Here is a 22,376-nt window from a genome sequence, read left to right on the forward strand (position 1 = left end):
ATCCTTTTGTTATTGATTGGCGACAGCGGTGCGGCCGAACACGGGACGCTTGCGGTCGAATTTCCAGCCGGGGATCAGATACTGCATCGGCACCGCGTCATTACGCGCGCCTCCCGGCAGCGCCTGATAGGCTTGATGGGCTTTTTGCACCTGCGCCCAGTCCAGCTCGATACCGAGGCCGGGCGCATCCGGTACGGCAATCTTGCCGTGCTCAATCTGCAGCGGATTTTTGGTCAGACGGCAGTCGCCTTCCTGCCAGATCCAGTGAGTATCGATTGCCGTCGGGTTGCCCGGCGCGGCGGCGCCCACGTGAGTAAACATCGCCAGTGAAATGTCAAAATGGTTGTTCGAGTGGCAACCCCATGTCAGCCCCCAGTCATCACACAGCTGGGCGACTCGCACCGCGCCGGAGAGCGTCCAGAAGTGCGGATCGGCTAACGGAATGTCTACCGCGTTGAGCATCACCGCATGCCCCATTTCCCGCCAGTTGGTGGCAATCATATTGGTGGCGACCGGTAGCCCGGTGGCGCGACGAAATTCCGCCATCACCTCCCGCCCGGAGAAGCCCTGTTCAGCGCCGCACGGATCTTCCGCATAGGTCAACACCTCCTGCAGGCCCGTGCACAGTTCAATCGCCTCATCCAGCAGCCAGGCACCGTTCGGGTCAACCGTAATCCGCGCATCCGGGAAGCGTTGTTTCAGCGCACGCGCGCTTTCAATTTCCTGCTCACCGGGTAAAACGCCGCCCTTCAGTTTGAAATCTTTAAAGCCGTAGCGATCTTGCGCGGCCTCGGCAAGGCGCACTATCGCAGCGCTGGTCAGCGCCTCCTGATGACGCAGGCGGTACCACTCATGATCTCCTGGGGTACTCTGCAGATAAGGAAGGTCCGTTTTGTTTCGATCGCCGATATAGAAGAGATAGCCCAGCACGGTGACCGCATCACGCTGTTTACCCGGCCCCAGCAGTTCGCAAACCGGGACATTCAGCGCTTTGCCCAGCAGATCCAGCAGCGCGGCCTCCAGCGCCGCGACCGCATTAACCCGCAGTTCAAAGGTCCAGGCCCCCTTGCCAAAGGTGTCAAAATCCGCCGCCTGGTTGCCTTTATGGACCTGCTGAACCACGTTATTCAGGCGGGCGACCTCTTTTCCCAGCACCAGCGGAATAGCGTCCACCAGCGTCTGATAAATCACTTCACCGCCGGGCGCCTCGCCGACGCCGGTATTCCCCGCGTTGTCGGTCAGTACCACGATATTGCGGGTAAACCAGGCGCTATGCGCCCCGCCGATGTTCAACAGCATGCTGTCGTGGCCAGCCACCGGAATGACTTTCATATCGGTGATTGTCGGACTGGATTGAGTATTCATGATTAGCGCTCCGTGACCGGTTTAAGTTCAATGCGTTTGATATCGCCCACCAGCACCAGATAGCTCAGTACCGCCACCAGCGCATGCACCCCGACGTAAATCAGCGCGCCGTTGAATGAGCCCGTCGTTCCGACGATGTAACCAATCGCAATCGGCGTCACGATGCCGGAGATATTGCCGAACATATTGAACAATCCGCCCGACAAACCGCTGATCTCTTTCGGCGCCGTATCGGCCATCACCGCCCAGCCGAGGGCGCCAATCCCTTTGCCGAAGAAGGCCAGCGCCATGAAGCCGATAATCATCCACTCCACGTTAACGTAGTTACAGAACACCATAGCCATCGACATCAGCATGCCTGCGACAATCGGGGTTTTACGGGCAATATTGAGCGAGCCGGTGCGACGCATTAACCAGTCGGAAATAATCCCGCCCAGAACTCCGCCGGCAAACCCGCAGATTGCCGGCACCGAGGCGACAAAGCCGGCTTTCAGAATCGACATGCCGCGCGCCTGCACCAGGTAGACCGGGAACCAGGTGATAAAGAAGTAGGTCAAGGCGTTGATGCAGTACTGGCCGATATAGATCCCGACCATCATCCGGGAGCCAATCAGCTGTTTGATCTGCCCCCATTTTTCGCTAAGCGGGACTTTGCGGACATTTTTCTTCTGATCCATATTGATCAGCGCGCCGCCTTCGGCAATGTACTCCAGCTCTTTCTTGTTTACGCCGGGGTGCTGATTCGGTTCATGGATGACTTTAAGCCATACCAAACTGATGACAATCCCCAGCCCTCCCATAAAGAAGAAGACGTGCGACCAGCCCACTTCATGGGTTAACCAGCCCATGATCGGCGCGAAGATAACGGTGGCAAAGTATTGCGCGGAGTTGAATATCGCCACCGCGGTTCCCCTTTCCTGCGCCGGGAACCAGGCCGCGACGATTCGACTGTTGCCGGGGAACGAGGGGGCTTCCGCCAGCCCGACCAGAAATCGCAGGGTAAACAGCGCGATAATAATACCGAAGCCGCTAAAGATATCGACGAAGCCCTGTAACAGGGTAAACATCGACCAGATGAAGATAGACCAAAAATAGACCCGCTTTGAACCAAAGCGGTCCAGCAACCATCCGCCGGGGATCTGACCGATAACGTAGGCCCATGAGAACGCGGAAAAAACATAGCCCATGCCCACCGCGTCCAGGCCAATATCTTTGGCCATTTCCGAACCGGCTATCGACAGCGTTGCGCGGTCGCCGTAGTTGAAAGAGGTGACGATAAACAGCATCACCACTATCCAGTAGCGGGCATTGGTACGTTTTTCTGCGCCGCTAGCCGCCTGACTTAATGTACTCATTGTTGCACTCCTGAATCATAGCCGTTAGCTACGTTCATTCTGAATGGCACAACCTGTAGGGGAGTCAGAATGACGTGTTTGAGTTTTTCATTGTTTTCGTTTTATCTGGCGTGCTGCTTTTTTAACTGGCAGGGAAAGTATAAAAAGAGGGCCCGAGCGGCTCACCGTGCATACACACAGCTTTAGCGGAGATTTAGCAATAGATTTATGGCTTATGCCTGACGGGATGGGGGGTAGTTCACGGAAATGAAAAGCGGAGGCGAGGAACAGCGGAAACGGCGAGACAAACGGCAGGAGTGTGAAATGCCTCACTTGACCCGGTGGAAACTCCCGGAATAAATCGTCCGCGTGAACCGCTTGTCGTGCAAATGCCCGATGTCCGGGACCGGTAAAAGGGTTAACATTTTATCGACCGTTTATCTGGCACTGGCATCAGGAAGTGACGCCCTCGATGTAGGGAGAGGGCGCAACTTTTATCCGTTGATGGATTGGTTTATTCGAGCAGGCTCGCCCACTGTTCAACCCATGGGTTAGACACGCTCTCGGGTTCAGGGTCCTCGCTGGCATCGATCATCAGCATGTCGCCGATACGTCTGGCGCCCTGCTCCTGCAGCAATGCATCGAAGGTCTTACCGCCGCCGCAAAAGTTAGCGTAGGTGCTATCGCCAAGCGCGATAATCCCGTAGCGCAGGTGCGGCTGGTACATGTCTTTCATCCCTTCATACAGCGGGACGATGCTGTCCGGCAGATCGCCCTGACCGGTGGTGGAGGTGACGACCAGCACATATTTGCCGCTGTACGGCTCCCAGTCCTGAACCTCCGGGTCTTCAAACACCTTCGCTTTATGCCCGAGACCGCTCAGAATGGCTTCAGCCTCTTCGGCCACCAGCAGCGCGTTTCCATACATCGTGCCTACAAAAATACCGATATCTGCCATGATTATCTCCCTGAATTGACCTCAATTTCTTCATCCTGACCGCTGTCGTCAGCAAACTCAACCCTTTCATTTAGCGGCAGAAGGCCGCGCCAGCCAAACTGCGACAGCGCCCGCATCCAGACCTCGTCAAGGCCCGCACGGATCGTCAACGGCTCGCCGGTAAAGGGATGCGTTAACGATAGCTGGCTGGCGTGAAGCATCAAGCGGTCAACGGAAAAATGCTCTGCGGCGCTGCGGTTTTGCCGGAGATCGCCGTGTTTACTGTCGCCGATAATCGGGTGACGTAAATGGGAAAGGTGGCGGCGCAGCTGGTGTTTACGTCCGGTTTCAGGCTCCAGCTCAACCAGGCTGTAGCGCGTCGTCGGATAACGTCCGGTGGCCACCGGCATTTCGACGGTCGCCATTCCGCGATAGCGCGTAACCGCCGGCTGGGGTTCTTTATCGTCACGGGCAAATTTATCGGCGATTTTATCCAGCTCTTCCACCAGCGGGTAATCGAGCACCGCTTCGTCGGTCAGCCAGCCGCGCACCACCGCGTGGTAGCGCTTTTGTATCTGATGCTGCTCAAACTGTTGAGACAGGCGCCTTCCCGCTTCGCTCGACAGCCCCATCAGCAGGACACCCGACGTCGGGCGGTCAAGGCGATGGGCGGTAAACACATGTTGACCAATCTGGTCACGCACGGTTTGCATCACCACCACTTTTTCATCGCGGTCCAGCCAGCTGCGATGAACCAGCCAGCCGGAGGGTTTGTTCACCGCCACCAGCCACTCATCCCGATAGATAATCTCCAGCATCAGGCGTCATCACCGGCAAATAACGTATCCAGCAGCAGCAGCTCAGCCAGTATCCGCTCGCGCAGCGGATGCGCGGCATCGAGAGCCATCTCATAGTAGGGCGCAACGGCGAAATCCTGCGGCAATGGCTGTTCGCTATCGAGTAAGTGGTGCATACGAGGGATCAGGACCCACTGCAGCCACTCCAGCGGTTCAAGCGTGTCCATACAGAAAGGCTGTTGGCTGGCAAAAGCGCCGCTTTCCGGCGCATTGTCTTGCCAGTGGTCCGTTTCGCGCAGCAGCGCTTCAAGGGCGTGCAAACGCTCGCGCACGCTAAGGTGAAGAGTCATGGGAAACCTCGATGAGTTGTAAACCGGACGCAGGATAGCAAATACAGCGGCGAAAACTACTCAAAATCATGGCGCCTGGCCTGGCCTGAAGCTGTCCCAGGCGATGCGGCCTTCGCTCAAATGCCCCCGGCCAAAGGCGCTGCAATAAAAAACAGGCATAAAAAAAGGGAGCACTGTATAAACAGTGCTCCCGGTTCGTTTTGCAGCAATCCAGCTACATTGGTGCTCCCTGCTCGTCCATGAAAACTTTTCCTGAGGTCTCCTGACCATGTTCATCCGTAAACCTGTGCATCCTGCTCCCACACCACCCCGATGTGAAATCACTTATCCTTAAGTCTGTCCCGATCTTCCTGATCCACCGTTCATCATGAGCGGCTCACATTCTCCATCCTGGAGGTGTCCTTTACGCGTTCCTGCGTTATCCTGCGCTTCATCCTGAAGCCTGTCCTTGCAACGCCTTCCCGGCGGGTCCTGCATGAAGAGTCATCATCCTGATGTTCACTTCATTTCGCGACTTCCTGTCGACACACATAGGATCCCTGATTCCGCTTCGTCTTACAAGCCTTCTTAAGAGAATCTCTTAAGGTTAATCCCTGGCTGAACAGGCAAAAGGAAGAATAACTCACTGAATTGTATTGATTTATAAGAAATAAAGCTTCGGAAAATTGGCTTAAATGATGACGATCTCTTACAGGTCTTGTAAGAGATCTCTCACAAACGGGTGGGGAAAAATGGATTACAGCACCGGCTCAAGCTGCTCAAGGAAGCTTGCCAGGGAAGGCGAAAGAGTGGTGCGTTTACGCGTGCCGAGCGTCTCTTTAAGCACTTCGCCGCTCAGATTGCACACCGAAATGACCTCCAGTTCGCTCTCGAGCGTGGCGATAAACAGCGTTGGCGACAGCTTCAGCCGTTTTTGCACCACCAGATGGCCGATTAAATTCTCCTGCACGCGCCGGAAGTCATCCGGACTCCAGGTTTGCAGCAGCAGCATCGTCTCACCGGCAAAACGCGCGGCCATATCGCCAGCGAACTGAGTGGTATAATAACTGTGAATCGGCTGTTGTACCACAATATCCAGTGCCCGTTCAACCGCGCTGATATTTTGTTCCGCGGTAAAAGGCTGCGGCTGCCAGAAAACGGCGTCGTCGTCCGTCGCGCTGATGCAGGGTGACGGTACGCCATAAAGCTCTTCGCTACGCGGCAGGCTGGCGCGCTGCTGCTGCCAGGCAGCGCAATAACGTTGGGTGAAGGCTTGCAGCGCTTCTGCGGTTTGATAGTCCACCGGTTTCTCTCTTCACGTCAGACAGGATACACTTGGCGTATAGTGTACCCGCTTTACTATGGTGAAACATGTCTTCTTACGATAATCATCAGGCGCTCGCTGGCCTGACGCTCGGTAAATCAACCGATTACCGCGATACTTACGATGCCTCGCTGCTACAGGGCGTACCGCGCAGTCTGAACCGCGATCCGCTGGGCCTGCACGCGGACAATCTGCCTTTTCACGGTGGCGATATCTGGACGCTGTACGAACTCTCCTGGCTCAACGCTAAAGGGCTGCCGCAGGTCGCCGTGGGCCATGTTGAACTCAATGACACCACCGTGAACCTGGTCGAGTCGAAGAGCTTTAAGCTCTATCTCAACAGCTTTAACCAGACCCGTTTTGCCAGCTGGCATGAGGTTCAGGCGACGCTGACGCACGATCTCAGCGCCTGCGCGCAGGGGGAAGTCACGGTTTCACTCTATCGCCTCGACGAACTCGAAGGCCAGCCGGTCGCACATCTGCACGGCACCTGCATCGACTTTCAGGATATTGAAATCGATAACTACCAGTTCAGCGCCGACTATCTGCAGGATGCCGCAAGCGGCAAAGTCGTCGAGGAGACGCTGGTCAGCCATCTGCTGAAGTCCAACTGCCTGATTACCCATCAGCCGGACTGGGGTTCGGTGCAAATTCAGTACCGCGGTTCCAGAATCGATCGCGAAAAGCTGCTGCGCTACCTGGTGTCGTTCCGTCACCACAACGAATTCCACGAGCAGTGCGTAGAGCGCATCTTCAACGATATTCAACGTTTCTGCCAGCCGGAAACCCTTTCCGTTTATGCGCGCTACACGCGACGCGGCGGCCTGGACATCAACCCGTGGCGCAGCAACACCGATTTTGTTCCGGCCACCGGTCGCCTCGCGCGGCAATAATAAACATTTTCACAATTTGCGTGCGTTAACCCGCGCGCAAGGTTGTGAAAACGCCATCAGCAAGGCTATTGTAATCACAGGAAGACGATAATCGTCCTGTAAGGAGTTCACTTGATTACACACGTTAGCCCGCTTGGTTCAATGGATATGCTGTCACAGCTGGAAGTGGATATGCTTAAACGCACCGCCAGCAGTGATCTCTATCAACTCTTTCGTAACTGCTCGCTTGCTGTACTCAACTCGGGGAGCCTGACCGATAACAGCAAGGAGCTGCTGTCTCGTTTTGAAAACTTCGATATCAACGTGCTGCGTCGTGAACGCGGCGTGAAGCTGGAACTGATTAATCCCCCGGAAGAGGCCTTTGTTGACGGGCGCATTATCCGCTCCCTGCAGGCCAACCTGTTTGCCGTACTGCGCGATATCCTGTTCGTTTACGGGCAGATTCACAACACCGTGCGTTTCCCGAATCTCGACCTCGAAAGTTCAGTGCATATCACCAACCTGGTGTTCTCTATTCTGCGTAACGCCCGTGCGCTGCACGTCGGCGAAGCGCCGAATATGATCGTCTGCTGGGGCGGCCACTCAATTAACGAAAACGAATATCTGTACGCCCGTCGCGTCGGGACTCAGTTGGGTCTGCGCGAACTGAATATCTGCACCGGCTGCGGTCCAGGCGCGATGGAAGCGCCGATGAAAGGCGCCGCGGTCGGCCACGCCCAGCAGCGTTACAAAGACAGCCGCTTTATCGGCATGACCGAGCCATCAATTATCGCCGCCGAGCCGCCTAACCCGCTGGTTAACGAACTGCTGATCATGCCGGATATCGAAAAACGTCTTGAGGCGTTTGTCCGTATCGCCCACGGCATTATTATCTTCCCGGGCGGCGTCGGCACCGCGGAAGAGCTGCTTTATCTGCTGGGGATTCTAATGCACCCGGCCAACACATCGCAGGTCCTGCCGCTGATCCTCACCGGTCCAAAAGAGAGCGCCGACTATTTCCGCGTGCTGGATGAGTTCATCGTCCATACGCTGGGCGAATCGGCGCGTCGCCACTATCGCATTATCATCGACGACGCCAGCGAAGTGGCGCGCCAGATGAAGAAAGCGATGCCGCTGGTGAAAGAGAGCCGCCGGGAAACCGACGATGCCTACAGCTTTAACTGGTCGATTCGTATCACCCCGGATCTGCAAATGCCCTTCGATCCGACGCACGAAAACATGGCCAACCTCAAGCTTTATCCCGATCAGCCGGTCGAGTTGCTGGCAGCAGACCTGCGACGCGCGTTCTCCGGCATCGTGGCCGGCAACGTCAAAGAGGTGGGTATCCAGGCGATTGAAAAATTCGGCCCTTACAAGCTGCACGGCGATCCGGAGATGATGCGTCGGATGGACGACCTGCTGCAAGGCTTCGTCGCCCAGCACCGTATGAAGCTGCCGGGCGGCACCGCTTATATCCCTTGCTACGAAATCGGTTCCTGATAGCGGGTTAACCCGTCATTGCGGATTACGGCACGCGCTGGCGTAATCCGCTTTCTCCTTTTCTTGCCATCTTAAACTCCCTTTAGCCTCTTGAACTTCCCCGGCCCAGGCTCCCATTGATCCATATATTTTAAGAATGCTTTGTAACATTCTTACAAAGCCAATCGTTTGCGTTTACGTAAAAAGCAATAAATATCACTGATAAAAAGTCATTTAAACGTGAAAACATCGCCAGTATCTCATTTTTACAGTAAAAACATCGTTATTAAGCCTCCCTCCTTTTATCTCATATCCTGTAAATGGTAGCCTTCGCGCCACAAATACCTGGCTGATCACCAGATACAGACTGTTGAACTAAAAATACCCACCCAGAAAGTGGATTATTGCAATTGGGATCGCGATCACTGATGCATTTAGCAGATAAATGTATCTTTCCGCCCCACTTGTTACGGAGAAAATCATTAAAAAACCGTAATCGAACGCATTTCATATTACTTAATTGATTTTAATCATTATATTTGGTCGCTTCATCCAGGAGATACAGATGGAAACCACTCAAACCAGCACTATCGTATCGGGCGAAACCCGTAGCGGATGGCGCAAAACAGATACCATGTGGATGCTGGGGCTGTACGGTACGGCAATCGGTGCGGGCGTGTTGTTCCTGCCGATTAATGCCGGTGTCGGCGGCATGATCCCCCTGATCATCATGGCAATTCTTGCCTTCCCGATGACCTTTTTCGCCCACCGCGGAATGACCCGTTTTGTCCTTTCCGGTAAGAATCCGGGGGAAAACATCACGGAAGTGGTGGAAGAGCACTTCGGTATCGGCGCAGGCAAACTGATTACTCTGCTCTACTTCTTCGCCATCTACCCGATTCTGCTGGTGTATAGCGTGGCGATTACCAATACCGTCGAGAGCTTTATGACCCACCAGCTGCAGATGACCGCACCGCCGCGTGCGATCCTGTCGCTGATTCTGATTGTGGGCATGATGACCATCGTGCGTTTCGGCGAGCAGATGATTGTGAAAGCGATGAGTATTCTGGTGTTCCCGTTCGTTGTCGCGCTGATGATCCTCGCGCTGTACCTGATTCCTCAGTGGAACGGCGCGGCGCTGGAAACCCTCTCCCTGAGCAGCAGCACCTTTAGCGGCAATGGTCTGTGGATGACTCTCTGGCTAGCGATTCCGGTGATGGTCTTCTCCTTTAACCACTCGCCGATCATCTCTTCCTTCGCCGTGGCGAAGCGTGAAGAGTACGGTCAGGACGCAGAGAAGAAGTGCTCCAGCATCCTGGCTCGCGCTCATATCATGATGGTACTGACCGTGATGTTCTTCGTCTTCAGCTGCGTACTGAGCCTGTCTCCGGCCGACCTGGCGGAGGCAAAAGCGCAGAACATCTCGATTCTGTCTTACCTGGCGAACCACTTTAACGCACCGGTCATTGCCTGGATGGCGCCGATCATCGCGATGATCGCCATCACTAAATCCTTCCTCGGCCACTACCTGGGCGCCCGTGAAGGCTTTAACGGCATGGTGATTAAATCCCTGCGCGGTAAAGGCAAATCCATCGAAATCAATAAACTGAACAAAATCACGGCGCTGTTCATGCTGGTGACCACCTGGATTGTGGCGACGCTGAACCCAAGCATCCTCGGGATGATCGAAACCCTCGGCGGCCCGATTATCGCGATGATTCTGTTCCTGATGCCGATGTATGCCATTCAGAAAGTCCCGGCCATGCGCAAATACAGCGGCCACATCAGCAACGTCTTCGTGGTGCTCATGGGCCTGATTGCTATCTCCGCGATTTTCTACTCTCTGTTCAGCTAATCTCTCCCCCCGCGCCGCCAGCAGGCGGCGCGCTCCCCGACAGTACTGGATGCAACATGATCAGCGTATTCGATATTTTTAAAATCGGCATTGGCCCTTCCAGCTCCCATACCGTTGGCCCCATGAAAGCGGGCAAGCAATTCACGGACGATCTTATCGCCCGCGGGCTGCTTGCCGACGTCACCAAAGTCGTTGTCGACGTTTACGGCTCCCTTTCCCTCACCGGTAAAGGCCACCATACCGACATCGCAATTATTATGGGCCTGGCGGGCAACCTGCCTGACAGCGTTGATATCGACGCCATCCCGGCATTTATTCAGGACGTCAACACCCACGGCCGCCTGATGCTGGCAAACGGTCAGCAGGAAGTTGAATTCCCGGTTGACCAGTGCATGAATTTCCATGCCGATAACCTGTCGCTGCATGAGAACGGCATGCGCATTACCGCCCTGGGCGGCGACAAGGTTCTCTACAGCCAGACTTACTACTCCATCGGCGGTGGGTTTATTGTCGATGAACAACATTTCGGCCAGAGCAATGAAGCGCCGCCCGTGGTGCCTTACCCGTACAAAAATGCGGCCGACCTGCAAAGACACTGCCGCGAAAGCGGGCTCTCGCTTTCCGGTCTGATGATGCAAAACGAACTGGCATTGCACAGCAAAGAGCAGTTGGAACAGCACTTCGCCGCCGTCTGGGAAGTGATGAGCAGCGGTATTGAGCGCGGGATCACCACCGAAGGCGTACTGCCAGGCAAGATGCGGGTACCGCGTCGCGCCGCCGCCCTGCGCCGGATGCTGGTCAGCCAGGACAATACCAACAGCGACCCGATGGCGGTGGTTGACTGGATCAACATGTTTGCGCTGGCGGTCAATGAAGAGAATGCCGCCGGTGGACGCGTAGTGACCGCGCCCACCAACGGTGCCTGCGGCATTGTGCCGGCGGTGCTGGCCTATTACGACAAGTTTATCCGCAAGGTGAATGCCAATTCGCTGGCGCGTTACCTGCTGGTAACCAGCGCTATCGGCTCGCTGTATAAGATGAACGCCTCGATTTCCGGCGCCGAAGTTGGCTGCCAGGGCGAGGTCGGCGTAGCCTGCTCAATGGCGGCGGCCGGCCTGACGGAACTGCTGGGCGGCAGCCCAGGCCAGGTGTGCATCGCGGCGGAAATCGGCATGGAACATAACCTGGGTCTGACCTGCGATCCGGTTGCCGGCCAGGTACAGGTTCCCTGTATCGAACGTAACGCCATCGCCGCCGTCAAAGCGGTCAACGCCGCGCGAATGGCGCTGCGCCGTACCAGCGAACCGCGCGTCTGCCTCGATAAGGTCATCGAAACCATGTACGAAACGGGTAAAGATATGAACGCCAAGTACCGCGAAACCTCGCGCGGTGGCCTGGCGATGAAAATCGTCGCCTGCGATTAACGCCCCCTCCCGGTATGCTACGGCATGCCGGGCTCTCCTCTCCCCGCCTCCCCCTTCATTTATGTTATATAAATGATAATTTAGTTATTTATTGGTTATAAAGACGATTTGTTACCTTACGCAAAACCGCTCAAGGAGAACGAATCATGCACAGATTATCCCGCGCCGCGCTGCTACTGCTGGCTGGCTTATCCACTTCCGCGCTGGCGAAAGCGCCGGAAACCGTCAACATCGGCTACCAGAAGGCCAATATCTTCGCCCTGTTGAAATATCGCGGCACCCTTGATGAAAGCTTCAAAAAGCAGGGAATCGCCGTGCGCTGGATTGAATTTCCCGCCGGCCCGCAGATGCTGGAAGGGCTGAACGTCGGCAGTATTGACCTGGCGGCCACCGGCGATGCGCCGCCGGCCTTTGCCCAGGCGGCACAGGCGGATCTGGTCTACCTCGCGCACTCGCCGGCCAACCCCAAAACTGAAGCCATCGTGGTGCCGGAAAACTCGACGATTCACAACGTGGCCGACCTGAAAGGCAAGCGCGTGGGGCTGAATAAAGGCTCTGACGTCAACTACCTGCTGGTCGCCGCGTTGGAAAAAGCCGGACTGAGCTATAAAGATATCACTCCGGTTTACCTGCCTCCGGCCGATGCCCGCGCCGCTTTCCAGCGCGGGGCCATTGATGCGTGGGTTATCTGGGATCCGTACCTTGCCGAAGTCGAAACCAATGCCAGGGCGCGACAGCTCCGCAACGCTGAAGGGCTGGTGCCGCACTACACCTTCTATCTCGCCAGCCGCAAATTTGCCGAAAACTACCCTGAGACGGCAAAACAGGTGGTGGATGAGTTAAGTCAGCTAAGCGACTGGGCCAACACCCACCAGGAGGATGCCGCCGGCATTCTGTCAACCTCAACCGGGCTGGACAAGGCTATCTGGCTGAAAGCCCTTGCCCGCCTGCCCTACGGCGCTGAACGCATGACGCCTGAAGTGTATAACGAGCAGCAGGCGCTGGCGGATACCTTCACCCGTATCGGCCTGCTGCCGGTGAAAGTGGACGTGCGCAGCGCCAGCTGGTCGCAGGATAAATAACCCTTGCCGGCGACGGGCCTCCCCGTCGCCTTCCCTCTTGCTAACCCTGCGCCTTTTCGCCATCGCCAATCTGCCAGATAAAGGTCGGCGCTTCGCCGTTGACCAGCCAGTTGCCGATATTGCGCGCTTTGTAGATAACCGGGTTATGCGAGGCCACGGTGCGCGCGTTGCGCCAGTGCCTGTCGAGCGCTTTCCCCACCCGGGTATCCGACGCGCCGAGGGCGTTGAACAACTCGGTCGCCGCGCGCGGCACCCACTCGCTGGCAACCACCTGCGCCTGCGCCGCTTCGACCTCCGCCAGCCGGTTGCGCTGCTCAATCAGCGCCTCATCGCCGCTGGCATGAACAATATAGGCCTGCTGCAAAGACTCCGCCGCCTGCAGTACCGCCGCGCGGGTCGCCCACGCCCAGCTACTGATTTGCCCCACCACCTGCAGCACCTGAGGATCGTCGCGCGGCACGGCGGCATTGCCGTGGCTGTACATGCGGCGGCGTTTTTTCACCCCCTCGGCCGCGTCGCGCTCTACCGCCAGGCCGATTCCCGCCAGCGTCGCCAGTAAGATATGCTGATAAAAGGCGGTCTGATAGCGAAAGCGTTCAGCAAAATCATAGACATGCTACTGCTCAACCTGCGCCTGCTTAAAGCGGGTGGTACCGCTGCCGGTCAGACGCTGACCAAAGCCATCCCAGTCATCCTCCCGCTCAACGGCATTCTGCCGGGTGCTGACCAGCGCGATGACGTCGCCGTGGTTGTCGCTGCGGCGGGCAAAAACATCAATCCAGTCGGCGTACAGCGTTCCGGTGCTGTAAAACTTCTCGCCGTTTAAACGCCAGCCGTGGTCATCCGGCGTCACCTGGGTCATCACCTCCCCAAGTTTAACCCCGCCCGTTTCGGTCCAGCCGCTGCCCACCAGCTCACCGTCGCGAAAACGTTGAAACCAGCGATCGCGCTGCGCGGAGTCCGGTTGATTCAGACGGTCTTCAACAAAGGCAAAATGGGCGCGCAGCGCCTGCGGCAGGTTGGAGTCAGCCTGGGCCAGCTCAATCAACAGGGCAATCAACTGCGGCAGCGATGCGCCCCAGCCGCCCTTTTCCCGCGGAATGCGCAGCGTGCCAAACCCCGCCTCCTTCAGCCAGCGAATCTGCTCATCGGGCAAAATACGCTGCTGTTCGCGGTTCGCCGCCCCCTGCGCAATACGGGAAAAAATTGGCCGGAAAGCCGCGGCCAGCTGTTCATAATCGGTGCCGGTAGAGAGTAATGTCATAATCTGTTCCTCAATGGTGGCTGTCGTCAATATCGTGACGCGTCGGCTCGTGGCGGACCGCAAGCAGGAAGAAAATCGGAATAATGGCGGCCAGCGACACCACCCAGAACATTTGCGTGCCGAGAGAGGCCTGCAGCAGCGGCAGCACAAACAGCGCCAGCGCGCTGCCGATCCCGGAGAGCGCCCGGCTGAAACCGACGCCGGTGGCGCGAATCGCGGTGGGATAGGAGAGCGCCGGATAAATCATCAGCTGCGCGCCGGGGCCAAACCCCTCGGCAAACAGCCACAGCCCAAGCATCGCAATCGCCAGCACTACGCCGACGGTGGCCTGCGGCTGCCCGACGAGGGCAAGGACAATCAGGGCGATAAATTGCAGCGCAAACCCGGCAATCGCCACATGGCGCGACGGGTATTTCCACGCCAGATGCATCCCCAGCAACCCGCCGGTAAAGGCAAACAGCGCATTCAGTCCCAGCGAGGCGGAGAGGGTTTCAAACACCCCGGCGCCGAGAAACCGGGCGAGAATCGACGGCAGGAAGAAAGCGATGGCGGTGTACTCAAAGGCGATACAGATATTCATCACCCCGGCGACGATAGTACGTTCGCGGTACGGTTTTTCGAACAGTACCCGGAAGCTCACTTTCGGCGGCGGCGCGCGATGTTCAGCCGGCGCCTCATGGGCGGCAATGCCGTAAGAGTCGCGCAGAATCCTCACCGCTGAAGTCAGGTCCCCCTGGTTTGCCGCCCACAGCGGCGACTCATTCATAAACTTGCTGCGCACGGCGATAATCAGCAGCGCCGGAACGGCGCCAAACAGCAGCGAGGCGCGCCACAGCCAGTCGAGGTGCTCCTGTGGCAGCAGGAAATAGAGGCCGAAAATAATCAGAAAGCAGACCGTCGAGGCGGCGTACCACATCGGGCACCAGGCGGCGAGGCGCGCCGCTTTATTACCTTTGCCGGTAAAACGCGAAAATTCAGCGAGATAGGACATAGCGACCGGCAGATCGATACCCACGCCGATGCCCATCAGGAAACGCGCGCCAATCAGCACCCAGACGTTGGGGGCCAGACCCGCAGCGATGGCCGAGACGACGAAAAACAGCATGTCGGCCATAAACACCGAATAGCGGCCATATTTATCCGTCAGCCAGCCGCCGATCACGTTGCCAATAATGGTACCCACCATGATCGATGAGGTGACCAGGCCGGTCAGCAGCGGCGAGAGCTGGAATTCACGCACTACGTCATCGATGCCGTAGGAGAGGGTGGTGAGATCATAGGCGTCGAGAAAGACGCCGCCGAGAGCGAGGAAGACAATCATCCGCGCATATTTAGCCTGTTCCTTGCCCGAATTGATCAGCCGCGCCACATCCCCGACGCTACTCACCGGAGCGGAGGCCACGCCGGGATTATCAACAGACAGCGTACTCATGTTTTCACCTTATTATGTTGTGCAGGTGATCGCAGTTATAGGCCGTCAGACGATAAAGTGAAACCAACAAAAACGCATATAAAAATCAATATATTCAATAAGTTAAAAAAATAAAACAACAAAATCAGGACGTGCTTTCGCCCGTCCTGCAAGGTCATCGATTGGCAAACTTATTCCGCAGAAACCGGCACCAGCACATCCTTAACCAGCGGGTCGTCGGTGGTTTTCAACCAGCTCTGAATGCGCGGGTCGGAAAACGCCTGCTGCAATTTGACGATATTCTCCTGCGACAGATAAGGCGTCCCGATAACCAACTGCGACGCAAAAGTCCGCGGCGCAGGCGGGAATAAGATGCCCTTCTCGCGCAGCACTTTTCCGGCATCAAACTGCGAGACATAGCCGATTGCCGCATCCACCGAATTAAGCGCCCGCGGCATGGTTAACAGGTCCAGCTCTTTGAAATGAAACTGATGCGGGTTGCCGACGATATTTTTCAGCTTCGCCGTACGCGGCTCCACCGCCGGGTCGAGCGTAATCAGGCCAATACGCTGCAGCAGCCACAGCGCCTGCCCCTGGTTAGCGCCGTCATCCGGCACCACGATCGTCGCCCCGTTCGGCAGATCCTTAACCGATTTATAGCGATCGGAGTAGATGCCAAAGGCCCACTGGAACACCGGCACCGTGGTGGAAAGCGCGAAGCCGTTGGCATCCACCACCTGCTTCAGCCACCATTGATGCTGATAGATGGTTCCGGCGTACTCCCCTTGCGCCACCGCGCGATCCGCCTGCACCGGATCCTGCACGCCCACCGCCTCCAGCTTGAGGCCATAATCCGGCGCAATATGCTGGCCGATGTACTCGATAATTCTCTGTTCGCCGGCCATCGCCGGTTCATAGTGGATTTTCAGGGTGGTGCCAAACACCACCTGCTGCGACTGGGCCTGTCCCCGCCACCACCAGAAGGCGACGGCCAGCGCCACTATCACCAGCAGCGCCGCCAGCCACGGCCAGCGACGGGCCTTACGTAATTCAAACGGTTCTGTTGTCATGAAGCGATCCCCTGCGTGTGGCGAAGTTTGGTGACCAGGCGGTCACCGAAAAATTGAATCAGCTGAATCGTGGCGATCAGCACAATAATGGTGGCGATCATGATGTGGTTGTCGAAGCGCTGGTAGCCGTAAACCACCGCCAGATAACCGATGCCTCCCGCGCCGATGGTGCCGGCAATCGCGGAATATTCGATCATTGAGACCAGATTTAGCGTCACTGCCGCCACCAGCGCCGGCAGGGCTTCGCTCAACTGGGCGCTGCGGATAATTTGCCAGCGCGAGCCGCCGCAGACGATCCCCACGGCGGTGACCTCCGCCGGCAGTTCGCGCAGCGCGTTTTCCACCAGCCGGCCAAAAAACGGCACCCCGGCGGCAATCATCGGCACCACAGCGGCCGGGATGCCGATCGTCGTCCCGGTGAGCCAGAAGGTGAAGGGAATAATCGCCGCCATCAGCACCAGAAACGGCAGAGAGCGCCCCATATTCACCAGCCAGTTCAGTACCCGGTACAGCGCGACATGCGGGAATAATCCGCGCGGCGAGGCATTGAACAGCACCACCCCGACCACCCCGCCAAGGGTCACCACAAACAGCATCACAATGGCCACCATCAGCCAGGTTTCGCCATACGCGGGCAGCAGCAGCGTATGGATCTCGCTCCAGGGGGTATCCTGGCTTATCACCGTGGGTTTCATACCGCCTCCTTGAGTTCCGGCGCGCCATCCAGCACCTGCGCCGCGATACCAAGCTGGGCCAGCAGCGCCAGCACCCTCGACGGCGGCAGCCGCTCGCCCTGGAAACGCACGCCCACCTGAAGCCTTCCCGCCAGCCGGTCGTTGATCAACTCAACGTGCCCCCCGAGCACATCTATCTGCAGGGCGAACTGCTGGCTCAGACGACTGATCCAGTCGGTCGCCACCGGAACATCCCAGCGATAGCTCAGCCGCAACAGCAGATCGCTGGCGACCGTAACCGGAGAGAGTGGCAGCAGCTGCTGGCCCAGCAGCGAATCCGGGCGCGCCAGCAGCTCTTTCACCTGGCCGGACTGGACAATCGCGCCATCGCGAATTTCCGCCACCGCATCCGCCGCCGCCCGTACCGCATCCATCTCGTGGGTGATCAGCACGATCGCCAGGCGGTATTCATCGCGCAGGCGTTTGAGCAAATTCAGCACCGTTGCGGTGGCCTGCGGATCCAGCCCCGAAGTGGCCTCATCCGCCAGCAGCACTGACGGGCGCAGCGCCAGCGCACGCGCAATAGCAATCCGCTGGCGCTGGCCGCCGGAGAGCTGCGCCGGCCAGGCATCCGCCTTATGACTCAGCCCCACGCTCTCCAGCAATTCGCCGACGCGGGCTTTAATATCGCGTTCAACCACCCCGAGATATTCCAGCGGCAGGGCGATATTCTGCCAGGCCGTTTTACGGCTGAGCAGCGCGGAGGACTGAAAAACGGTGCCGATGGTGCGTCGCTCGCGACGCAGCGCCTCGCCGCTGAGCAACGACAGGTCGTTGCCGTTAACCCGAATACTGCCGCTGTCGGGGCGCTCCAGCAGACTGATAAGGCGCGCGAGGGTCGATTTTCCCGCGCCGCTCGGCCCGACCACCGCGGTGATCGAGCGGGTCGGCACCCGCAGCGACAGCCCCTTCAGCACCTCGCTGACCCGCCCGTCTGCGGTACGATAGCTTTTATGCAGGTTGTCAATTTCGATCATGTCACCTTCTCCTCTGTCCCGACGTCGATGCGGGCGCCACGCCGGTATCCGGCGCCCGGATGCGGCGCCACCAGCCGTGGCCCGGCGCCAAACAGTTTTTCGCGCAGGGTGCCTTCGCGATACTCCTGCTTAAAGACGCCGCGTTTTTGCAGTTCGGGAATAAGCAGTTCCACCACATCGCGGAAGGTTTCATGGGTAACGGCATACGCCAGGTTGAAACCGTCAACATCGGTCTCCTCAACCCACGATTGCAGCTCGTCGGCGACGGTTTGCGCACTGCCGACAATCAGCGGGCCGAAGCCGCCAATGCCGACCCAGTCGGCCAGCGCCTGTACCGTCCACTGGCGATCGGGATCGGCGGTGGAAAAGGCTTCAACCGCCGACTGAATGGCGTTGGTATGCAGGTATTTCAGCACCTGATCCGGCTGATACTGGCCGAAGTCGATCCCGGTCCAGCCGGAGATCAGCGCCAGCGCCCCTTCATAGCTGACGTACGATTTATACTCCTGCCATTTGGCCTGCGCCTCGCGGTCAGTTTCACCGACGATCGCCGTTTGCAGGTTGAAAATCAGGATGCTGCGCGGGTCGCGTCCGGCTTCGGCGGCGCGGCGGCGAATATCCGCCACCGTCTTTTTGAGCAGCACTTTCGACGGCGCGGCGACAAACACGCACTCGGCGTGACCGGCGGCAAACTGTTTACCCCGGCTGGAGGCGCCGGCCTGATACAGTACCGGCGTGCGCTGCGGCGACGGTTCGCAGAGGTGGATCCCCGGCACGGTGAAGAAGTTGCCCTGGTGGTTGATCGGATGAATTTTTTGCGGATCGCTGAAGATCCCCCGCTCGCGATCGCGCAGCACCGCGCCATCCTCCCAGCTCCCTTCCAGCAGCTTATAAACCACGTCGAGATACTCATCGGCGTAGTCATAGCGCGCATCGTGATCAGTCTGCGCCTGATGACCAATGTTGCGCGCCCCGCTTTCCAGATACGAGGTGACGATGTTCCAGCCCACCCGGCCTTTGGTCAGGTGATCAAGGGTCGAGAGACGGCGGGCAAACGGGTACGGGTGCTCAAACGACAGCGACGCGGTCAGGCCAAAGCCCAGATGCTCCGTCACCAGCGCCATCGGGGTAATCAACGCCAGCGGATCGTTCACCGGCACCTGCGTCGCCTGGCGAATGGCGGCATCGCCGTTGCCATTCAGTACGTCATAAATCCCCAGTACGTCGGCAATAAACAGGCCGTCGAACTTACCGCGTTCCAGCAGGCGCGCCAGGTCAACCCAGTAATCAAGGTCCTTATACTGCCAGGAGCGGTCGCGCGGATGGGTCCACAGACCCGGCGACTGGTGGCCGACGCAGTTCATATCAAAAGCATTCAGGCGAATTTCACGTTGTGATGACATAGGGCTCTCCACGGTGCATTCCTTCAACGGAACGCACGCTTAATACATCAAAGAAAAAGGGGGAATGGGGGTTAGATCGTGGGACATCGGGCGAATTGCCCAATCCCCAGCGCCTGTAAAGCTTCAGCGGCGACGGCGGCGGCATGGTCGGCCACCTGCGGCAGCCCCATCAGTTCGCCAAAATAGCCGCGCGCCGCCGGGCCAGAGATCAGCAGATTGGGCAACGCGCGCCCCTCTCGGCCAATCGCCCGGGAGCGAGCATCAACGTCCAGCCCAAGACCCAGCTTATCGACGCGAATCAGACCGCGCCGGGCCAGCTCGCGCAGCAGCGGCTGGCTGTCGATCAGCCCGCCGTGGGCCGGGCCGGTCGTCAGAATCAGGCTATCGACCGTCAGGGCGATGCGCGCACCTTCGCGCGCGGTCAGGGTCAGTCTCAGAGAACGCGCTTCGCTCTCCAGCGCCGTCAGCCGTGCGGCCAGCACCTTCAGACTCCCCTCGCGCTGACGTTGCTCAAGCACCTCGGCGACCTGCGGCGCAATGCGATAACGATGCACATCCCAGTAGCGCCGCAGATGACGCAGGAAGCGCTGACGGTCGGCAAACGTCAGACTCTGCCAGATGTGTTGTCCCTGCTGGCGCACCGCGTCGAGCACCACCTGCCAGGGAAGCCCCTGCTCTGCCGCGCGGGCAACATCGGCGCGCACCTGCCGCAGCCGCTGACGGAGCGAGCCCTGAGCGTACTCGCCCGGCCAGGGCGTCGCAGCGCCGCCGGTGTTGCCCCTGGACAGCAGACCGTGGCGCGAAAAGGCGCTAATCGGTCCGCGGTGGCCGAGCCGGGATAGCGTGGCGATGCAGTCCGCCATCGTCAGCCCGGTTCCCATCACCGCCACCCGCGCATACGGGGCGATTGTCGCCAGACTGTCCGCGCGCCACGGGTTGGCAATCAGCGCCGGATGGTCGTGAAACGGCGCCGCCAGCCGCGGCAGCGCCGGCGGCGGATGGCTAGTCGCCAGAATCAGCACATCGCTTTGCAGCCGACGACCGGTATCGGTGATGAGACCGCTTTCGTCAACGCTCAGCGCCTGTTCGCGCAGGTGAACCAGCCGTCCGCCGCTCGCCTGTACCGCCGCGGCGAAACGCTGGCTGACATAGCGCCCAAACTGGCCGCGCTGGGGGTACAGCGCGCCGTCTTCACGCCGCGCCTGCGGGTCGTCAGCAAAAGCAGGCTGACTACGGTACCAGCGGTCAAAAGCGCCCTCTTCCTCACCGGCCAACTGCATCCGCGAGGCGGGCACGTTGATGCGGTGGCTGGGTTCCGCGGTGGAATAGGCGACGCCTGCGCCAACAACGCTACGCGGCTCCAGCAGCGTCACCCGTAGCCCTTGCGGCATCAGGCCAAGCAGATGAATCGCCACCGCCGCGCCGCTAAAGCCGCCGCCGACAATAACGATGTGAGGTTCAGCGGGCATAGGCCACCGCCTTATAAAAGAAGAAGCGAAACATAGCGACCCCCGCTCAGCTGGCGCTGACCTGTTTTACCGGGCGCTTATCGCCGCCGATGGTTTCACCGAACGGCCCGGTATTGACACCGCGCGCCTTTGGCTGCGCGTTGCTGGCCAGCGGCAGCAGCGGCATCACCAGCTCGGCAAAGCGGTGCGCCTCTTCCAGATGCGGGTAGCCGGAGAAGATAAAGTTAGTGATCCCCAGCGCCTGATATTCACGGATGCGCTCCGCCACCTGCTGCGGATTGCCCACCAGCGCCGTCCCCGCCCCGCCGCGCACCAGCCCAACGCCGGCCCACAGATTTGGCGCGATACGCAGATTGTCGCGGGAACCGTTGTGCAGGGCGCTCATCCGCGCCTGGCCCGCGGAATCCATGCGCGCAAAAATCTTCTGCGCCTGGGCAATGGTGTCATCATCCAGGTGGGCAATCAGCCGGTCGGCGGCGGCCCAGGCCTCCTCTTCCGTTTCACGGACAATCACGTGCAGGCGAATACCGTATTGCAGGGTGCGTCCACGGGCGGCGGCGCGTTCACTGACGATAGCCAGCTTTTCCGCCACTTTTTCCGGCGGCTCGCCCCAGGTTAAGTAGCTGTCGATATGCTCAGCGGCGACGTCGATGGCGTCGTCTGACGAGCCGCCAAAATAGAGCGGCGGGCCATCTTCCTGCACCGGCGGAAACAGCACCTCCGCCCCTTCGACATGAATATGCTTGCCGCGATAGTCCACCTTTTCGCCTTTCAGCAAACGGGAGTACACGTCGAGAAATTCGCGGGTCACCTGGTAGCGTTCACTGTGATTGAGGAAGATCCCATCGCCTTTGTTCTCCACCGGATCGCCGCCGGTCACCACGTTGATCAGCAGCCGCCCCTCCGACAAACGATCGAGGGTAGCCGCCATTCGCGCCGCCAGCGTCGGCGGCTGTAGCCCAGGGCGCACCGCCACCAGATAACGCAGGCGACGGGTCAACGGCGCCAGCGCCGACGCCACCAGCCAGGAGTCCTCGCAGCTTTTTCCGGTCGGAATCAGGACGCCGTAATAGCCAAGGCTATCGGCGGCCAGCGCGACCTGCTGGAGATAAGGTAGATCCACCGGGCGGCCGCCTTCAGTGGTGCCCAGATAACGGCCATCGCCGTGGGTGGGCAAAAACCAGAACACATTGATCTTATCGTTCGCTTTCTGCGTCATTATCCATTTCCTATATAACCATATTCGATAT

18 protein-coding genes and 1 pseudogene are annotated in these 22,376 nt (G+C 58.5%); 5 read left to right on the forward strand and 14 right to left on the reverse strand.

Annotation, left to right across the window (positions count from 1 at the left end; all coding sequences use genetic code 11):
• Positions 1-9: 9 nt before the first annotated feature.
• The 6 genes from FNY10_RS20090 to syd form a co-directional block, all read right to left on the reverse strand.
• Positions 10-1,365, reverse strand: a complete 1,356-nt coding sequence (locus FNY10_RS20090) for an enolase C-terminal domain-like protein (protein WP_141963645.1) — start codon at positions 1,363-1,365, stop codon at positions 10-12.
• Between the two features lie 2 nt (positions 1,366-1,367).
• A complete protein-coding gene (gene gudP / locus FNY10_RS20095; protein WP_100684514.1) occupies positions 1,368-2,720 on the reverse strand; it encodes a galactarate/glucarate/glycerate transporter GudP in 1,353 nt (450 codons plus the stop codon).
• Positions 2,721-3,213: 493 nt separating this feature from the next.
• Positions 3,214-3,657, reverse strand: coding sequence for a flavodoxin (locus FNY10_RS20100; RefSeq protein ID WP_100684513.1), 444 nt, complete (start codon positions 3,655-3,657; stop codon positions 3,214-3,216).
• Positions 3,658-3,659: 2 nt separating this feature from the next.
• Entirely contained in the window at positions 3,660-4,454 is a 795-nt protein-coding gene (gene truC / locus FNY10_RS20105; protein ID WP_160703194.1) for a tRNA pseudouridine(65) synthase TruC, read from the reverse strand.
• Entirely contained in the window at positions 4,454-4,783 is a 330-nt protein-coding gene (locus tag FNY10_RS20110) for a YqcC family protein (RefSeq protein ID WP_131048694.1), read from the reverse strand. The genes truC and FNY10_RS20110 overlap by 1 nt, the downstream gene beginning before the upstream one ends.
• A gap of 736 nt (positions 4,784-5,519) precedes the next feature.
• On the reverse strand, positions 5,520-6,065 hold the full coding sequence (gene syd / locus FNY10_RS20115; RefSeq protein ID WP_131048693.1) for a SecY-interacting protein: 546 nt from the start codon (positions 6,063-6,065) through the stop codon (positions 5,520-5,522).
• Positions 6,066-6,133: 68 nt separating this feature from the next.
• Between syd and queF the strand changes: the two genes are divergently transcribed.
• From queF to FNY10_RS20140, 5 genes are all read left to right on the forward strand, one after another.
• Positions 6,134-6,979 carry an NADPH-dependent 7-cyano-7-deazaguanine reductase QueF gene (gene queF / locus FNY10_RS20120; protein ID WP_131048692.1) on the forward strand — a complete coding sequence of 282 codons (846 nt, stop codon included), beginning with the start codon at positions 6,134-6,136 and terminating at the stop codon, positions 6,977-6,979.
• 111 nt (positions 6,980-7,090) lie between these two features.
• A complete protein-coding gene (gene ppnN, locus FNY10_RS20125) occupies positions 7,091-8,458 on the forward strand; it encodes a nucleotide 5'-monophosphate nucleosidase PpnN (RefSeq protein ID WP_131048691.1) in 1,368 nt (455 codons plus the stop codon).
• A 544-nt stretch (positions 8,459-9,002) separates the two neighbouring features.
• Positions 9,003-10,292, forward strand: coding sequence for an HAAAP family serine/threonine permease (locus tag FNY10_RS20130; protein WP_141963643.1), 1,290 nt, complete (start codon positions 9,003-9,005; stop codon positions 10,290-10,292).
• Between the two features lie 56 nt (positions 10,293-10,348).
• On the forward strand, positions 10,349-11,716 hold the full coding sequence (locus tag FNY10_RS20135; RefSeq protein ID WP_100684505.1) for an L-serine ammonia-lyase: 1,368 nt from the start codon (positions 10,349-10,351) through the stop codon (positions 11,714-11,716).
• A 146-nt stretch (positions 11,717-11,862) separates the two neighbouring features.
• Positions 11,863-12,798: a sulfonate ABC transporter substrate-binding protein gene (locus FNY10_RS20140; protein ID WP_141963639.1), complete on the forward strand. Its 936-nt coding sequence runs from the start codon at positions 11,863-11,865 to the stop codon at positions 12,796-12,798.
• Positions 12,799-12,838: 40 nt separating this feature from the next.
• Here FNY10_RS20140 and FNY10_RS20145 read toward each other — a convergent pair.
• The 8 genes and pseudogenes from FNY10_RS20145 to ssuD all read right to left on the reverse strand — a co-directional run bounded on the left by FNY10_RS20145 (position 12,839) and on the right by ssuD (position 22,345).
• A pseudogene (locus FNY10_RS20145) lies at positions 12,839-14,062 on the reverse strand (acyl-CoA dehydrogenase family protein).
• A 10-nt stretch (positions 14,063-14,072) separates the two neighbouring features.
• A complete protein-coding gene (locus tag FNY10_RS20150) occupies positions 14,073-15,494 on the reverse strand; it encodes an MFS transporter (RefSeq protein WP_141963637.1) in 1,422 nt (473 codons plus the stop codon).
• 170 nt (positions 15,495-15,664) lie between these two features.
• Positions 15,665-16,543, reverse strand: a complete 879-nt coding sequence (locus FNY10_RS20155; RefSeq protein WP_141963635.1) for a MetQ/NlpA family ABC transporter substrate-binding protein — start codon at positions 16,541-16,543, stop codon at positions 15,665-15,667.
• A complete protein-coding gene (locus tag FNY10_RS20160) occupies positions 16,540-17,238 on the reverse strand; it encodes a methionine ABC transporter permease (protein ID WP_141963633.1) in 699 nt (232 codons plus the stop codon). The genes FNY10_RS20155 and FNY10_RS20160 overlap by 4 nt, the downstream gene beginning before the upstream one ends.
• On the reverse strand, positions 17,235-18,254 hold the full coding sequence (locus tag FNY10_RS20165) for a methionine ABC transporter ATP-binding protein (protein WP_131048683.1): 1,020 nt from the start codon (positions 18,252-18,254) through the stop codon (positions 17,235-17,237). The genes FNY10_RS20160 and FNY10_RS20165 overlap by 4 nt, the downstream gene beginning before the upstream one ends.
• Positions 18,251-19,657, reverse strand: coding sequence for an LLM class flavin-dependent oxidoreductase (locus FNY10_RS20170; protein ID WP_131048682.1), 1,407 nt, complete (start codon positions 19,655-19,657; stop codon positions 18,251-18,253). Before FNY10_RS20170 ends, FNY10_RS20165 begins: the two co-directional genes overlap by 4 nt.
• A 71-nt stretch (positions 19,658-19,728) precedes the next feature.
• The gene (locus tag FNY10_RS20175) at positions 19,729-21,126 is read right to left on the reverse strand and encodes an FAD/NAD(P)-binding protein (RefSeq protein WP_141963631.1); all 1,398 of its coding nucleotides are present in this window, start codon (positions 21,124-21,126) and stop codon (positions 19,729-19,731) included.
• Positions 21,127-21,172: 46 nt separating this feature from the next.
• Positions 21,173-22,345 carry an FMNH2-dependent alkanesulfonate monooxygenase gene (gene ssuD / locus FNY10_RS20180; protein WP_131048680.1) on the reverse strand — a complete coding sequence of 391 codons (1,173 nt, stop codon included), beginning with the start codon at positions 22,343-22,345 and terminating at the stop codon, positions 21,173-21,175.
• Positions 22,346-22,376: the final 31 nt, after the last annotated feature.

It is taken from the genome of Klebsiella sp. Lac1 (assembly GCF_009825425.1).
Taxonomy (GTDB): domain Bacteria; phylum Pseudomonadota; class Gammaproteobacteria; order Enterobacterales; family Enterobacteriaceae; genus Klebsiella; species Klebsiella electrica.

Bases quoted from the DNA above. Each gene is read 5' to 3' on its own strand.
- FNY10_RS20090 (WP_141963645.1), bottom strand. From the start codon at position 1,365: ATGAATACTCAATCCAGTCCGACAATCACCGATATGAAAGTCATTCCG.
- gudP (WP_100684514.1), bottom strand. From the start codon at position 2,720: ATGAGTACATTAAGTCAGGCGGCTAGCGGCGCAGAAAAACGTACCAAT.
- FNY10_RS20100 (WP_100684513.1), bottom strand. From the start codon at position 3,657: ATGGCAGATATCGGTATTTTTGTAGGCACGATGTATGGAAACGCGCTG.
- truC (WP_160703194.1), bottom strand. From the start codon at position 4,454: ATGCTGGAGATTATCTATCGGGATGAGTGGCTGGTGGCGGTGAACAAA.
- FNY10_RS20110 (WP_131048694.1), bottom strand. From the start codon at position 4,783: ATGACTCTTCACCTTAGCGTGCGCGAGCGTTTGCACGCCCTTGAAGCG.
- queF (WP_131048692.1), top strand. From the start codon at position 6,134: ATGTCTTCTTACGATAATCATCAGGCGCTCGCTGGCCTGACGCTCGGT.
- FNY10_RS20130 (WP_141963643.1), top strand. From the start codon at position 9,003: ATGGAAACCACTCAAACCAGCACTATCGTATCGGGCGAAACCCGTAGC.
- FNY10_RS20135 (WP_100684505.1), top strand. From the start codon at position 10,349: ATGATCAGCGTATTCGATATTTTTAAAATCGGCATTGGCCCTTCCAGC.
- FNY10_RS20140 (WP_141963639.1), top strand. From the start codon at position 11,863: ATGCACAGATTATCCCGCGCCGCGCTGCTACTGCTGGCTGGCTTATCC.
- FNY10_RS20150 (WP_141963637.1), bottom strand. From the start codon at position 15,494: ATGAGTACGCTGTCTGTTGATAATCCCGGCGTGGCCTCCGCTCCGGTG.
- FNY10_RS20155 (WP_141963635.1), bottom strand. From the start codon at position 16,543: ATGACAACAGAACCGTTTGAATTACGTAAGGCCCGTCGCTGGCCGTGG.
- FNY10_RS20160 (WP_141963633.1), bottom strand. From the start codon at position 17,238: ATGAAACCCACGGTGATAAGCCAGGATACCCCCTGGAGCGAGATCCAT.
- FNY10_RS20165 (WP_131048683.1), bottom strand. From the start codon at position 18,254: ATGATCGAAATTGACAACCTGCATAAAAGCTATCGTACCGCAGACGGG.
- FNY10_RS20170 (WP_131048682.1), bottom strand. From the start codon at position 19,657: ATGTCATCACAACGTGAAATTCGCCTGAATGCTTTTGATATGAACTGC.
- FNY10_RS20175 (WP_141963631.1), bottom strand. From the start codon at position 21,126: ATGCCCGCTGAACCTCACATCGTTATTGTCGGCGGCGGCTTTAGCGGC.
- ssuD (WP_131048680.1), bottom strand. From the start codon at position 22,345: ATGACGCAGAAAGCGAACGATAAGATCAATGTGTTCTGGTTTTTGCCC.